This is a genomic window from Cytobacillus firmus NBRC 15306 (assembly GCF_001591465.1).
GTDB classification, from domain to species: domain Bacteria; phylum Bacillota; class Bacilli; order Bacillales; family Cytobacillaceae; genus Cytobacillus; species Cytobacillus firmus.
In genome coordinates this window covers 1-13,613 of the sequence record NZ_BCUY01000093.1, presented here as the reverse complement: position 1 = coordinate 13,613, position 13,613 = coordinate 1, and the positions used below count along the sequence as shown (strand labels likewise).

Below are 13,613 nucleotides of genomic sequence, written 5' to 3'. Positions count from 1 at the left end.
GTTAAGAGCAGAGCTGAAATAGAGAAGCAGAGCTGAGAGGAGGACTTCAAATGACCGAGCCGCTGGTAGAATTAAAAAATGTTTCGTTTAAGTACGATGCAGAAGCTGCATATGCTCTGGAGAATGTCTCTTTTAATATATATAAAGGAGAATGGCTCGCAATAGTCGGGCATAATGGTTCCGGAAAATCTACACTTGCCAAATTGCTAAATGGCCTGCACTTTCCTCTGGAAGGCAGCATTACAGTAGGCGGAATTTCATTGAGTGAAGAGACGGTATGGGAAGTAAGAAAGAAGATTGGCATGGTTTTTCAAAATCCGGATAACCAGTTTGTCGGAACGACCGTACGGGATGATGTGGCTTTTGGTTTAGAAAACCATGGAATTGAAAGAAATGACATGGTTCAGCGTGTTACAGAATCACTGGAGAAGGTCAAAATGTCATCATTTCTTAATCAAGAGCCGCACCATCTTTCCGGCGGCCAGAAACAGAGAGTGGCCATAGCAGGTGTCATTGCCTTAAGGCCGGACATTATTATTCTCGATGAGTCAACCTCCATGCTGGACCCAAGAGGGCGAGAAGAGGTTTTAGAAACCGTCAGAGAGCTCAAACGGGATTATCACATGACTGTCATCTCCATCACTCATGACCTGGAGGAGGCAGCAAAGGCGGATCGCATCATAGTCATGAACAAAGGCCAGCTATATCGGGAAGGCACACCTGAGGAGATCTTTCAAATGGATGAGGAGCTTGTAAAGCTGGGCCTGGATATTCCTTTTCCTGTGAAGCTGAGCAAGATATTAAGAGAAAAAGGATTGCCGTTATCAAGGCATTATTTATCTGAAGAAGAGTTGGTGGAAGAATTATGGACATCTCACTCCAAAATGTAGAATACCGTTATCAGGTTAATACGCCATTTGAACGTCCCGCTATAAAGGATGTCTCCATTGATATTCCATCTGGCACGTTTCTCGCGATCATTGGTCATACCGGATCAGGCAAATCGACCGTCCTCCAGCATTTAAATGCCCTGCTTAAGCCGACAGAAGGCCAGGTAGTAATTGGAGAGCGGAAGATCATCCCTGAAAAAAAACAAAAAAACCTGAAGGAAATCCGCCAAAGGGTCGGCATCGTATTTCAATTTCCCGAACATCAGCTGTTTGAGGAAACGGTCGAGAAAGATATTTGCTTTGGCCCGATGAACTTCGGAGTGTCAGAAGAGGAAGCCAAAAAAAGAGCCAGAGCAGCTATAGGGCAGGTAGGCCTGCCGGAAGAAATTTTAAGCAAGTCCCCATTTGATCTGTCAGGCGGCCAAATGAGACGTGTAGCCATAGCTGGAGTGCTGGCAATGGAGCCTGATGTCATTGTCCTGGATGAGCCTACTGCAGGACTTGATCCGAGGGGCCGAAAGGAAATCATGGATATGTTCTACAGCCTTCATGGGACAAGGGGGCTATCGACGGTGCTTGTGACACATAGCATGGAGGATGCCTCCCGCTACGCTGATCAGATTGTCATCATGCACAATGGTGAAGTGTACAAAAAGGGAACACCGAAAGAAATTTTTTCTTCTCCGGAAGGCTTGCTTAAGCTTGGTCTCGATGTTCCGGAGGTTGTCCGGTTTCAGCTGAAAATGGAAAAATCACTAAACATCCGACTTTCTAAAACTTGCCTGACAATGGATGAGCTGACGGATGAGATTGCTGCTGTGATGAAAAGGGGGACAGCTACATGATGGACAAAATGATTTTTGGGCGCTATGTTCCGGCTGAGTCTGTCATCCATAGGATGGATCCCCGTTCAAAGCTTGTCCTTATTTTCTTATTCGTGTGCATAGTCTTTTTGGCAAATAATTTGCTGACATATGGATTACTGACGGTTTATACCTTTTTTATGATTGCTTTATCGAAGGTGCCTATCCGGTTCATCTATACAGGATTGAAGCCGGTCCTTCTGCTTGTTATTTTCACTTTATTCCTTCATCTGTTTTTGACAAAAGAGGGTGAAGTTCTCTTCCGGTTTGGATGGATTACGATCTATGAGGAAGGATTGAGACAGGGGATTTTTATCTCATTGCGCTTCTTCCTGCTCATTCTGATGACTTCTATTCTGACTTTGACCACGACTCCGATTGAAATAACGGATGGTCTGGAAAGTCTGCTCAATCCATTAAATAAAGTTAAGTTTCCAGTGCATGAACTGGCTTTGATGATGTCGATATCTCTTCGCTTCATTCCGACACTCATGCAGGAAACTGATAAAATCATGAAGGCCCAAACAGCCAGGGGAGCCGACTTTACAAGCGGCCCCATCAAAGAGCGTATTAAAACCATTATTCCTCTCTTAATTCCCTTGTTTGTCAGTTCTTTCAAACGGGCTGAAGAGCTTGCTGTGGCGATGGAGTCACGCGGATATAGAGGCGGGGAAGGCAGAACGAAATACAGGCAGCTTAACTGGGGCCTGAAGGATACGGCAATGCTAGCCATGCTTGCAGCCCTGGCCCTGGTGTTATTCCTGTTGAGAACGTAATGGGGTGACCTTATGCAAAGATTTAAATGTATTGTGACATATGACGGCACCCTTTTTGCAGGCTACCAGGTGCAGCCTGGCAAGCGGACTGTGCAGGGAGAGCTGGAACGGGCTTTAAAGAAGCTTCATAAAGGAGAAGACATCAGGGTGACTGCCTCAGGCAGAACCGATGCAGGGGTCCATGCAAGGGGCCAGGTGATTCATTTTGATTCCCCTATGAAAATTCCGATTGAAAAATGGGAAATCGCCCTTAATTCCCTGCTGCCGGATGATGTGGCCATCATCGGGACGGAGACGGTGCCTGATGACTTTCATGTCCGTTTTGATGCGAAAGGGAAGGAATATCGGTACTTCGTGCACCGATCATCCAGGAGAGACCCATTTAATCGCCATTATGCCTGCCAATACGCCTATCCCCTGAACACGGATGCTATCAGACAAGCGGCAGCGGATTTAATAGGAATACATGATTTTACAAGCTTCTGCTCCGCCAAGACGGAAGTGGAGGATAAAGTCAGGGAACTTCAGGAGATAGATGTGCTTGAAGAAGGGAATATGCTCATCTTCCGCTTTAGAGGCTCTGGATTCTTATATAATATGGTCCGGGTCCTGACAGGCACCCTTTTGGAAGTCGGCTCAGGGGAAAGAGCCCCCGATTCCATGCCGTCTGTCCTTAAAGAAAAAAACAGATCAGCTGCAGGAAAAACAGCTCCTCCCCAAGGTTTATATTTGTGGAAAGTTTTTTATTAAGATTATCTGCTGGTGAAGGTGGTATTTTGGTTTTTATACAGGGTTGATTGGAGCGGAGGGCACTTGACTCCTACGGGAAGCGAGGAAAGTGAGAGACCCCGCAGGCGAAGCCGAGGAGGCTCTCAATACTCCCCGTGGAAAGCAAGTGTCCGCAGCGGAAATCAACGGACTCCATTCATAGGGCTAATAGTATTGATAAAGAAAAATCTTATAAAAAATTTGGAAGATCCTAATGAGGAACCGCGAGGGCGCGTTGTAAAGCCAAACGCAAATAAAAAAAGATTTTAAAACAACTAAACCAGGTGTAACATTCGCTTGACATTAGACTGTCAAAGTTATATTATAGCATATGGTATTATTATTAAAACCACGATAAGCCCCGGAACTTATTGTGTCGAATAGATAAACCAAAAATTGATTATGAATGGAACTATTAGGAGGGAAACTGATGCGTACAACGTTTATGGCGAATTCAAACAATATCGAACGTAAATGGTACGTGATTGATGCTGAAGGCAAAACTCTTGGTCGTCTTGCTAGTGAAGTAGCGTCAATCCTACGTGGTAAACATAAACCAACTTATACACCACATGTTGATACTGGTGATCATGTAATTCTTATCAACGCTTCAAAAATCGAACTTACTGGGAAAAAGCTCACTGACAAGATCTACTACCGTCACAGCATGCACCCAGGCGGTCTAAAAACAAGAACTGCTCTTGAAATGCGTACAAACTACCCTGAGAGAATGCTTGAGCTTGCTATCAAAGGCATGCTTCCAAAGAACTCTCTTGGCCGTCAAATGTTCAAGAAATTACACGTATATGCTGGTAGCGAACATAAGCACCAAGCACAACAACCTGAAGTTTACGAACTTCGTGGATAATTTTTAGGGAGGTTATTAACTTGGCACAGGTTCAATATATTGGTACTGGTCGTCGTAAGAGCTCCGTTGCACGTGTTCGTTTAGTTCCAGGCGACGGTAAAATCATCATCAATGGTCGTGAAATCACAGAATACATTCCTTTTGCAGCTTTACGTGAAGTTGTAAAGCAGCCGCTTGTAGCTACTGAAACAGTTAACAGCTACGACATTCTTGTAAATGTAAACGGCGGTGGATACACTGGTCAAGCTGGCGCAATCCGCCACGGCATCGCTCGTGCATTGCTTCAAGCTGATCCTGAATTCCGTCCAACATTAAAGCGCGCAGGACTATTAACTCGTGACGCACGTATGAAAGAGCGTAAGAAATACGGTCTTAAAGGTGCTCGTCGTGCTCCTCAGTTCTCGAAGCGTTAATTATTGCTTACCAAAGCTCTCAGCCATTTTGGCTGGGAGCTTTTTTCTTATTTTATTTAACTTCTGCTCCCTTTATTCCCTGCAGCCCACCCAGCAAGCTGAGGCTTTATTTCGGCAGCGTTGAAAAATTGGAAATTATATTATTGCAAATATCGGGCTTAGAGAGGTTTATTTACGATGAGAGAGCCTCAGCGGAGCTTAGACAGTATATGTTAGCGTTTTCATTCACTATCTCGCCCTTATCCTCCCATCTTTCCCTAATGCCCTTGAATCTGTATTTGAGCATGTTACGATAGATAACGTTGATAAAATACGAACGGATATACGAACAGTTTTTCATCTAAAGGAGGATGTCCATGTTAGCCAATAAAACAATCGCATTTTTAGGAGCAGGGTCAATGGCGGAATCCATGATCTCAGGAGTCATTACAGCTGAAAAAATGTCACCCGAGCGGGTCTTTGTAACGAATAGGAGCAATGCAGACAGACTGAAAGAGATTCATGATCAGTATGGTGTATGTGCCATGCCGCAAAACGAGCTTCCGTTTGAGGAAATTGATTTATTTATTTTAGCTATGAAGCCAAAGGGGGCAGAAGAAGCCCTTCGTTCGATTAAAGACAAATTATATCCCGGCCAGGTGATTCTTTCCGTGCTGGCAGGCATTACAACAGAGTTCATGGAAGAGCATTTAAATGCGGGGCAGCAGGTAGTGCGTGTGATGCCGAATACTTCTAGCATGATTCAGGAATCTGCGACGGCCGTCGTGGCAGGAAAGAATACGAGCATGGCCAATGTGGAAATGGTAAAGGAATTGCTGGAATGCATGGGGGAAGTGTATACCATCGATGAAGACCAGATGGATGTTTTTACTGGATTAGCTGGAAGCGGGCCTGCTTACTTCTATTATCTGATGGAAAACATGGAGCAGGTAGGGGTACAAAATGGAATGGATGAAAAGACTGTCCGCAAAATTGTCGCCCAGACGATTTTTGGAGCGGCAAAGATGGTGCTTGAAAAAGAAGAAGCGCCAACTTCTCTAAGAGAGAAAGTGACCTCTCCAAATGGAACTACCGCCTCAGGACTCGAAGCCTTAAGAAGATACAACGGAGGCGAAGCCATCACACAGGCAGTTGAGCATGCCGCCAAACGTTCGAAGGAAATCAGCAAAGAGCTTGAAGACGCCCTTGTCACTTCCTAAGGGAAAAGGATTTACAAGTTTACAGGAGGTATTGGATGTTGATTAATGAAAAGCAGATAAAAAGAGTTGTTATTAAGATTGGGAGCAGCTCATTAACAAGCATGCACGGGGAGATCAGCCGCAGAAAGCTTGAAAAGTTTGCTGAGCAAATTGTCGAGCTGAAGGATGCCGGCTATGAAACAGCAGTTGTGTCATCAGGTGCTGTAGCAGCAGGATATAGGAAGCTTGGCTGTCTTGACCGGCCTTCTTCCCTTCCGGAAAAACAGGCTGCAGCTTCAATAGGTCAAGGGCTATTAATGGAATCTTACTCAGAACTCTTTTTATCTCATGGCTACGTAGCTTCACAAATATTGATTACCAGAAGCGATTTCTCCGATGAAAAGCGCTATGGCAATATGCATAACACCATGAATGTGCTGCTGGAGCGCGGCATCATCCCGATCATAAATGAAAATGATACGGTTACGGTCGACCGCTTGCGCTTCGGAGACAATGATACTATGGCTGCAAAAGTGGCCGGTCTGATCGATGCAGATTTACTGATTATTTTATCTGACATTGACGGTCTCTATGACAGCAACCCGAATGATAATTCTCATGCAACTCTTCTGGAGAGGGTTCACAGCATTACACCTGAAATTGAAGCTGCTGCAGGAGGATCTGGAAGTGCTGTAGGAACAGGCGGCATGAAGTCAAAAATCCAGGCAGTGAAAATTGCGATGGCTGCGGGAATTGACTCCTTTTTAGGAAAAGCAGGAACGGAAAATATTTTAATGGAAGCTGTGGAAAGCAGAGCAAGAGGCACCTACTTCACGCCAGAGCCGGATGCATTTAATCTGGATAATGAAAAGCAGTGGATTGCATTCCACTCAGGCCCTGAAGGAAAGGTGACCATCAATTCCCATGGGATAGAGGCTATTGTGGATCATCAGGAAAACCTGTACTGCTCGGATATTCGGGAAGTCAAAGGGCGATTTAAGGATGGTGCAGTTGTCCGCATTGTGGATGAAGAGGGAAAAGAAATCGGCCTCGGCCGAATTAATTACTCAAACGAACAGTTAAGCGGACATATAGCAGATGAAGTGCTTGAACCGGCCATAGCTCAGGAAACGTTTGTATGCTCCCGCGACTTTAAGCTGCCGGCACTTGTTTAAACTTTTTAGGAGGGATTCAATGACTACTGCATCAGCAGTAAAGATAAATAATGTAGAAGAACAGGCAATAAAGGCAAGGAAAGCAGCCAAAGCATTAAGTATTTTAACGACGGAAGAAAAAAACGAAGCACTCCATACAGTTGCAGATGCGCTGGAGACTGGATATGAATCGATTCTTGCAGCTAATAAGGCCGATCTTGAAAATGGCAGGGAAAAAGGATTCGAAGAGGCATATTTGGATCGGCTGTCATTATCGAAGGAGCGGGTTTTTGAATTTGCAGACGGCCTTCGTCAGGTAGCTGAACTTCCTGATCCGATTGGAGATGTTATGTCGGGCTGGACTTTGGATAATGGGCTGAAGGTGGAAGAGGTCCGTGTTCCGCTTGGTGTCATCGGCATGATTTATGAAGCAAGACCTAATGTAACTGCTGATGCGGCAGGTCTTGCGTTGAAATCAGGAAATGCCATTGTCTTAAAAGGCGGATCATCAGCACTGAATTCGAATCAGGCTATAGTCGAGATTATTCATGATGCTCTTGAAAAAACAAAGATACCTACAGAAGCTGTCCAATTCATTGCCACAGCAGACAGAGAAGCGACAAAGCAGCTGTTCACCATGAAAGAGCATATTGATGTCTTAATTCCGAGAGGCGGCGCATCCCTCATTAAAGCAGTGGTTGAGAATGCGACGGTGCCTGTACTCGAAACAGGAGTTGGAAATTGCCATATCTATGTAGATAAGGAAGCAGATCCGGAAAAAGCGATCAATATCCTGATTAATGCCAAAACCGACCGTCCCGCAGTCTGTAATGCGGCAGAAACGCTGATTGTACATGAAGCATGGCTGGATCAGCATAAAGAATTGCTTGCAGAAGCTTTGAAGAATCACGGGATAACCGTGCATGGTGATGAATCTGCAGCAGCTTCATTGCCTGATGTGGTATCTGCAGATGATAGCGATTGGGCCAATGAATATTTAAGCCTGGACTTAGCTGTGAAAACCGTAAATAGTCTTGAACAGGCCATCGATCATATTGATCAATATGGCACTAAGCATTCAGAGGCAATTATAACCGAAAATGGCGAAACAGCTAAAAAGTTCATGCAGCTGACAGATGCTGCGGCGCTGTACCATAATGCTTCGACAAGATTCACGGATGGAGGCGCTCTTGGCTTTGGAGCTGAAATCGGCATTTCCACACAGAAACTCCATGCGAGAGGGCCGATGGGTCTGCCTGCATTAACAACCCGCAAATATCTCATGTCCGGAAATGGACAGATTCGATAAAAAACGCTCAAAAGCATCAGCTCCGGCATGTGCTTTTCGTTAACTAAACCCATAAAAAATTGGCAGCCCGTTTCGCGGCTGCTTTTTGCATTTCTCTCCCGCTGCAGATAAAGACTATCTACAAGGGGTGAGAAAGCGTGACTGTCATAACGACGTTCAAAGAGAAAAAAAGAGAGAAGCAGATCAAATATGAAAAATCAGTCCTTCGGGAAATCTCAATAAAAGCCTTAAAAGAAAAAGTACAGCAATTTTTTGGTTCTTCCAGATTTGTCTCCGGTCTGATGATGAATGCCGGAATTGAAGAGGCCTGCTATGATGTCGCGATTGAAGCCTATTTGCTGGGGGCCAACTATAGCCGTTTTGGGCGCTATGGCGAATCGCTCGATCAGGTGCGCAATAGATGTGAAAAAGAGCATAAGCATTTAGTGGATACCTTATATAACTTTTTTCTTTACTGGGGCCATGGTTCGGAAGCGGCTATGAGTGAATCCCTTTATTATATGTGCGAGCAATATGTAAACAGCTGGTGGTCGGAAGGATTCAATAAAGGGGAGAGAAGGCATAAATTGCGCCTCCACTGAAAAGTGAATTGCTTTAAAAGAGCTGTCCTGATCGAAGTTCTAGATCTCCGCCTTGTCCCATATATTGAAATGAGGATAAGCAGGAGGGGACTGATTAGGGCGTATGAAGAAAAAGTTAAAAATAGGCGGGTTTGCGATCGGGCTTATCGTCCTTTTTCTTATTTTGCAATATGACTTTATGGATGATGATTCCTGGGAATCGTGGAATCTGCCTTTAACTGGGAAGATCATCTTGCTTGATCCCGGCCATGGCGGCCCGGATGGCGGTGCAGGTGACGAAGGGGCACTGGAGAAAGATATCGCACTGGATGTATCATTAAAAGTCAGGGATTATCTCCAGGAGCAGGGAGCGCTTGTGCTCATGACGAGGGAGGACGACAGGGACCTCGCGCCCGAGGGAACAAAGGGATACAGCCGGAGAAAAGTAGAAGATCTGAAGAAGCGGCTTGAACTGATCAATACGTCTAATTCTGATTTTTATGTCAGCATCCATTTAAATTCCATTCCTTCTCCCCGATGGAGCGGGGCGCAGACTTTCTATGCGCCCGGGATAAAGGAAAATGCCAAAGCTGCGAAATTCATACAGGATGAACTCCGCCGCAACCTGGAAAATACGAAAAGAAATTCCAAGCCTTTAAACAATGTTTTTATCTTAAAGTACGCCAAAAAGCCGGGTGTCTTAGTAGAAGTGGGATTCTTATCGAACCCGGGGGAACGGGCAAACCTCAAAACGGATGAATATCAGGATAAAATCGCTGCCTCCATCTATAATGGAATTATGCGCTACTATACCAATGAAAAAGAATTGACTGAAACATGGGAATGAAAAGGTGCTGAGAAAGTGCCTTTTCTTTTTTGAATATTTTTCCGGTGTGATACAATTAACTGTAAAGAATATTCAATATGTTATACTGAAATGGAAACGAATTCAAAAGGCGGGTGCAATGTATGTTAACTGAACAGAAAGTCAGAGAAGCTTTAAGCGGCTTGAAGGAACCATTTATACATAGAACATTGGGCGAACTTAACGCCATTGAAGAAATTAAGATCAAGGAAGAAAAGAACCATGTCAGTGTTAAGATTCAAGTTGCCAAGACAGGTACAGCTGAACAGCTTCAGCTTCAGACGGAAATCGTCAATCTTTTAAAAGAAGCAGGAGCAGCGACCGTCGGCATCCGCTTCAGTGAGCTTCCGGATGAAGTGCTTTCACAATATAGAGAGGCAGCGGCTGAAGAAGATAAAGGCCTGCTTTCTTCTGGTAATAAGACGGAATTTATTGCTATTGCCAGCGGAAAAGGCGGAGTCGGCAAATCCACCGTTTCGGTCAACCTGGCTGTATCCCTGGCAAGGCTGGGCAAAAAGGTTGGATTGATCGATGCTGACATTTATGGATTCAGCGTTCCGGATATGATGGGCATTACGAAGCGTCCCGTGGTCAGAGGAGAACGAATTCTGCCGGTTGAACGTTTTGGTGTAAAAGTGATTTCAATGGGATTCTTTGTGGAAGATAATGCGCCGATTATCTGGAGGGGGCCGATGCTTGGCAAAATGCTGAACAGCTTCTTCAATGAAGTTGAGTGGGGTGAATTAGACTACCTTCTTCTTGATTTGCCTCCGGGAACAGGAGATGTTGCCCTGGATGTGCACACAATGCTTCCTTCCTGCAAGGAAATTGTTGTGACAACTCCGCATCCTACAGCCGCATTTGTTGCTGCTAGAGCCGGTGCAATGGCACTTCGCACAGAGCATGAAATCCTGGGTGTTATCGAGAACATGGCCTACTTCGAGAGTCAATTGACTGGAGAAAGAGAGCACGTATTTGGTCAAGGCGGCGGTGAAAAGCTTGCTGATGAACTGCGGACAGAAGTGCTGGGCCAGCTGCCTCTTCAGCAGCCTGATTGGAATGAAAGAGATTTCGCTCCGTCCATTTATGATGAAGACCATAAGCTCGGTCAAATCTATACGGACATTGCCCGAAAAGTTATCCAAACAATTGAAAGTAAATAATGAAAAAAGCCTCTTCCAAAATGGAAGAGGTTTTTTCTTATAGGGGTTATGCACCGCCGCCCTGGCCGCCACCGCCACCGCCACCGCCACCGCCACCGCCTTGGGCTTCACCCTGGCCGCCGCCTTGACCCCCGCTTTCTTGTCCGCCTTGCTCACCGCCGCTTTTCGTTTCCGCCGCTGCTTTCAGAAGGATGTCCTGAATTTTGGCTTTAAAAAGCGGGCTTTCAAATGTCTCAGTCATTACTTTCTGGATGTGCTCCCGATATTCCTTGCTTTTAAGGACATCTGTTACTTCTTTCTCAAACTCGGGATCTTTAAGAACTTCTATCATCATTCCCCGGTATTCAGGGTCCTTCATAAGGTCTTTTAAAAGCTGCTCATTTTCTTTTTGCATACTTTTTGCCATGCTTTCGGCAAACTTTGGATCGTCAAAAGACTTCTTCCAAAACTCTGTGCCTTTATCGGAAGTTAAAGTTTTTTCAATGGTTTCACTGACAACCTTTTGGTCCATGACCATCTTTTGCTGCATTTTTTCATCAGCCATCAATTCTTCGAGTGCTTTTTTTCCTTCATCTGTCTTTAATATATCTACAACCATTTTTTTAGTTTGCTCATAATCCATTTGGCCGGCGCCCGATTCACCCTGGCCGCAGCCTGATACGAAAAACACTAGCGCTAATGGAAGGAGCAAACGGAATTTTTTTTTCATGGTGAAGCTCCTTTCAGAGGTGTCCTTACCTTTAGAATGAAGATTTTCAGCTAATATTATGCGCTGGAAATACAATGCCTAGATTTTTCAAACTTTGGTTGGTACAATCAATAAGAATGAATTTATTTATTATGGGGGAAAAATAAATTGACTAGCCGTAATTGGGTAAAGCTTTTTATAACAACTCTTTTAGTTGGGGGAATAACTACTGGAGTTGTCGGGTTTATTGTGCGCTGGGATGAATTTGCGCCTATTTTTACTGACTTCGATTTCCTGGAGATTCTGTCAGTATTGTTCTGGCTTATCGGTGTAGGATTAATCTTCAGTATTATAAGCCAAATGGGCTTTTTTGCTTATTTGACTGTACACCGCTTTGGACTGGGGATTTTCAAAGGATTATGGAATCCTATTCAGATTGTCCTTATTTTATTTGCTTTATTTGACTTGGTTTATTTCCGCTATAAGGCTTTTGCCGGTGAGGGAGACAGCATGTTACCGTATATTGGCGTTGCAGCATTTCTTCTTATAATCGCTCTTGTGGTCGCAGCAATTAAAACCAAACAGACCAACCAGCATGCATTTATTCCTGCAGTCTTCTTCATGGTGGTCGTAACCGCCATTGAATGGGTGCCGGTATTAAGGGTAAACGAAGAAAGCTGGCTATATCTAATGCTGATCCCGTTATTAGTCTGCAACACCTATCAGCTGCTTATTCTTCATAAGCTGAATGAAGATTCCCAAAAGCGAAGAAGCGATATAGCTAAAAAGCCATCCAAATAACGGATGGCTTTTGTTTACTTTATCTCATTCGTTTTTGTCTCGGCATTAGCAATCATTTCTGAGACGGAAACGAAGTTGAGCCCCTTGGATTCTATATCATTTAAAATGAGCGGAAGAGCATTGGCTGTTTGTTTGGCAGAATCGGATGCATGCAAAAGTACGATATCTCCTTTTTTGGCTTTTGATACATTCTCTGCAATCCTTTCAACACCCGGATTCGTCCAATCCTTTGAATCGACGCTCCAATGGACAACAGTATAACCCATCCGGTCAGCAACCTTTAAGGTTTTCTGATCAAAATGCCCTGTTGGCGCGCGTACAAGCTTAATGTCTTTAACATTCAGTTTTCTAAATGCCTCCTGCGCCTTTGCAAGGTCCCTCCTGATTTTATCCTCTTCAAGCTCTGTATAATCTTCATAGCCATAGCCCAGAATTCCGATTTCATAGCCTTCTTTCACAATCCTTGAAACCAACTCCGGATGGCGCTCCGCCCAGGAACCGGCCAGGAAAAAGGTTGCAGATTTAACATTCTCTTTTTTAAGGATATCCAATATGGGCTCTGCTTTAACATCCCCCCATCCTATATTAAAGGTGAGGGCTATATCCTTTTCCCCTTTGTATATCGCCTTAGGCCCGTCTTTGGCTGAAAAAGCAGGCAAGTGGACAAAACTCTGCATGAAGAGGAACCACGCCGTGAAAAATGCTGCAATGACAACCAGTGAAATTTGTTTTAAAGACTTACCATTCAATACGTAAAAAAAGTTCATTATCGTTCACCTCGTCCGATACCTTCCTAGTCTCATACCTATGCTGTACTTGTCTCTTCCATGTATAAAAAATTTATTCATAAAAAAACTTAAATGGAAAAATACTACAAAAAACAAATTGAAAAATGTATTGGAGGCAATCAAAATGATGGGAATGCTTTTAAGCCAAAAAGAGCTAAAAGAAATGGAGTATCTGATCAAGCGGGAAATGGACGAAATATTATTTGATTTAAAAGATGACCGAATCGACCACATTGTCAAAAGAGCGATGGAGGAACGATACAAAATTTTATTTTCCTTATTTCAGCGTATGGCTACGCCAGCAGATTGCCTGAAATACATGCGTTCCCGCCAGCATCATGAAAAGAAGGGGTGATTTTTTTGGGGTGTGAAGAAAAAAACTCAGAAAAGTTGTTGACTTCTTATTGGTATCTTGGTATATTAATAAACGTCGCTGATGACGGAAAGCACCAATAAAAACAACTTGAAAAAAGTTGTTGACGTCGAAGTTGACATGTGATATATTAAGAAAGTCGCTTCTGAGCGGCGG

Annotated in this window: 16 protein-coding genes; 14 read left to right on the top strand and 2 right to left on the bottom strand. The window is 44.1% G+C overall.

What is annotated here, in order from left to right:
• The first annotated feature begins 50 nt into the window (after positions 1-50).
• From BFI01S_RS18680 to salA, 12 genes are all read left to right on the top strand, one after another.
• Positions 51-890 (top strand): energy-coupling factor ABC transporter ATP-binding protein, encoded by an 840-nt coding sequence (locus BFI01S_RS18680; protein WP_061793952.1) that lies wholly within the window; start codon positions 51-53, stop codon positions 888-890.
• Positions 866-1,735 carry an energy-coupling factor ABC transporter ATP-binding protein gene (locus BFI01S_RS18675; protein ID WP_061793951.1) on the top strand — a complete coding sequence of 290 codons (870 nt, stop codon included), beginning with the start codon at positions 866-868 and terminating at the stop codon, positions 1,733-1,735. Before BFI01S_RS18680 ends, BFI01S_RS18675 begins: the two co-directional genes overlap by 25 nt.
• Complete coding sequence (locus BFI01S_RS18670) at positions 1,732-2,529, top strand: energy-coupling factor transporter transmembrane component T family protein (RefSeq protein WP_061793950.1); 798 nt, start codon at positions 1,732-1,734, stop codon at positions 2,527-2,529. Before BFI01S_RS18675 ends, BFI01S_RS18670 begins: the two co-directional genes overlap by 4 nt.
• Positions 2,530-2,541: 12 nt before the next feature.
• The gene (truA, locus tag BFI01S_RS18665) at positions 2,542-3,279 is read left to right on the top strand and encodes a tRNA pseudouridine(38-40) synthase TruA (protein WP_061793949.1); all 738 of its coding nucleotides are present in this window, start codon (positions 2,542-2,544) and stop codon (positions 3,277-3,279) included.
• Positions 3,280-3,727: 448 nt separating this feature from the next.
• Positions 3,728-4,165 (top strand): 50S ribosomal protein L13, encoded by a 438-nt coding sequence (gene rplM / locus BFI01S_RS18660; protein ID WP_009336613.1) that lies wholly within the window; start codon positions 3,728-3,730, stop codon positions 4,163-4,165.
• Between the two features lie 20 nt (positions 4,166-4,185).
• Positions 4,186-4,578 (top strand): 30S ribosomal protein S9, encoded by a 393-nt coding sequence (gene rpsI / locus BFI01S_RS18655; protein ID WP_048011502.1) that lies wholly within the window; start codon positions 4,186-4,188, stop codon positions 4,576-4,578.
• Positions 4,579-4,934: 356 nt separating this feature from the next.
• On the top strand, positions 4,935-5,777 hold the full coding sequence (gene proC / locus BFI01S_RS18650) for a pyrroline-5-carboxylate reductase (RefSeq protein WP_061793948.1): 843 nt from the start codon (positions 4,935-4,937) through the stop codon (positions 5,775-5,777).
• Positions 5,778-5,812: 35 nt separating this feature from the next.
• Positions 5,813-6,931 (top strand): glutamate 5-kinase, encoded by a 1,119-nt coding sequence (gene proB, locus BFI01S_RS18645; RefSeq protein ID WP_061793947.1) that lies wholly within the window; start codon positions 5,813-5,815, stop codon positions 6,929-6,931.
• Between the two features lie 19 nt (positions 6,932-6,950).
• A complete protein-coding gene (locus BFI01S_RS18640; RefSeq protein ID WP_061793946.1) occupies positions 6,951-8,219 on the top strand; it encodes a glutamate-5-semialdehyde dehydrogenase in 1,269 nt (422 codons plus the stop codon).
• A 137-nt stretch (positions 8,220-8,356) separates the two neighbouring features.
• Complete coding sequence (locus BFI01S_RS18635) at positions 8,357-8,800, top strand: YbaK family protein (protein ID WP_061793945.1); 444 nt, start codon at positions 8,357-8,359, stop codon at positions 8,798-8,800.
• Positions 8,801-8,903: 103 nt separating this feature from the next.
• The gene (gene cwlD / locus BFI01S_RS18630) at positions 8,904-9,626 is read left to right on the top strand and encodes an N-acetylmuramoyl-L-alanine amidase CwlD (protein ID WP_061793944.1); all 723 of its coding nucleotides are present in this window, start codon (positions 8,904-8,906) and stop codon (positions 9,624-9,626) included.
• 122 nt (positions 9,627-9,748) lie between these two features.
• Positions 9,749-10,807, top strand: a complete 1,059-nt coding sequence (gene salA / locus BFI01S_RS18625; RefSeq protein WP_061793943.1) for an iron-sulfur carrier protein/transcriptional regulator SalA — start codon at positions 9,749-9,751, stop codon at positions 10,805-10,807.
• A gap of 46 nt (positions 10,808-10,853) precedes the next feature.
• Here salA and gerD read toward each other — a convergent pair whose 3' ends face one another.
• Complete coding sequence (gerD, locus tag BFI01S_RS18620) at positions 10,854-11,516, bottom strand: spore germination lipoprotein GerD (RefSeq protein ID WP_061793942.1); 663 nt, start codon at positions 11,514-11,516, stop codon at positions 10,854-10,856.
• Positions 11,517-11,663: 147 nt separating this feature from the next.
• Here gerD and BFI01S_RS18615 point away from each other — a divergent pair, with 147 nt between their 5' ends.
• The gene (locus BFI01S_RS18615) at positions 11,664-12,296 is read left to right on the top strand and encodes a KinB-signaling pathway activation protein (RefSeq protein ID WP_061793941.1); all 633 of its coding nucleotides are present in this window, start codon (positions 11,664-11,666) and stop codon (positions 12,294-12,296) included.
• A gap of 14 nt (positions 12,297-12,310) precedes the next feature.
• Here the strand turns inward: BFI01S_RS18615 and pdaB are convergent, their stop codons facing one another.
• The gene (gene pdaB / locus BFI01S_RS18610; RefSeq protein WP_061793940.1) at positions 12,311-13,063 is read right to left on the bottom strand and encodes a polysaccharide deacetylase family sporulation protein PdaB; all 753 of its coding nucleotides are present in this window, start codon (positions 13,061-13,063) and stop codon (positions 12,311-12,313) included.
• Between the two features lie 145 nt (positions 13,064-13,208).
• Between pdaB and BFI01S_RS18605 the strand changes: the two genes are divergently transcribed.
• The gene (locus BFI01S_RS18605; RefSeq protein ID WP_048011491.1) at positions 13,209-13,439 is read left to right on the top strand and encodes a hypothetical protein; all 231 of its coding nucleotides are present in this window, start codon (positions 13,209-13,211) and stop codon (positions 13,437-13,439) included.
• Positions 13,440-13,613: the final 174 nt, after the last annotated feature.

Bases quoted from the DNA above. Each gene is read 5' to 3' on its own strand.
- BFI01S_RS18680 (WP_061793952.1), top strand. From the start codon at position 51: ATGACCGAGCCGCTGGTAGAATTAAAAAATGTTTCGTTTAAGTACGAT.
- BFI01S_RS18675 (WP_061793951.1), top strand. From the start codon at position 866: ATGGACATCTCACTCCAAAATGTAGAATACCGTTATCAGGTTAATACG.
- BFI01S_RS18670 (WP_061793950.1), top strand. From the start codon at position 1,732: ATGATGGACAAAATGATTTTTGGGCGCTATGTTCCGGCTGAGTCTGTC.
- truA (WP_061793949.1), top strand. From the start codon at position 2,542: ATGCAAAGATTTAAATGTATTGTGACATATGACGGCACCCTTTTTGCA.
- rplM (WP_009336613.1), top strand. From the start codon at position 3,728: ATGCGTACAACGTTTATGGCGAATTCAAACAATATCGAACGTAAATGG.
- proC (WP_061793948.1), top strand. From the start codon at position 4,935: ATGTTAGCCAATAAAACAATCGCATTTTTAGGAGCAGGGTCAATGGCG.
- proB (WP_061793947.1), top strand. From the start codon at position 5,813: ATGTTGATTAATGAAAAGCAGATAAAAAGAGTTGTTATTAAGATTGGG.
- BFI01S_RS18640 (WP_061793946.1), top strand. From the start codon at position 6,951: ATGACTACTGCATCAGCAGTAAAGATAAATAATGTAGAAGAACAGGCA.
- cwlD (WP_061793944.1), top strand. From the start codon at position 8,904: ATGAAGAAAAAGTTAAAAATAGGCGGGTTTGCGATCGGGCTTATCGTC.
- salA (WP_061793943.1), top strand. From the start codon at position 9,749: ATGTTAACTGAACAGAAAGTCAGAGAAGCTTTAAGCGGCTTGAAGGAA.
- gerD (WP_061793942.1), bottom strand. From the start codon at position 11,516: ATGAAAAAAAAATTCCGTTTGCTCCTTCCATTAGCGCTAGTGTTTTTC.
- pdaB (WP_061793940.1), bottom strand. From the start codon at position 13,063: ATGAACTTTTTTTACGTATTGAATGGTAAGTCTTTAAAACAAATTTCA.
- BFI01S_RS18605 (WP_048011491.1), top strand. From the start codon at position 13,209: ATGATGGGAATGCTTTTAAGCCAAAAAGAGCTAAAAGAAATGGAGTAT.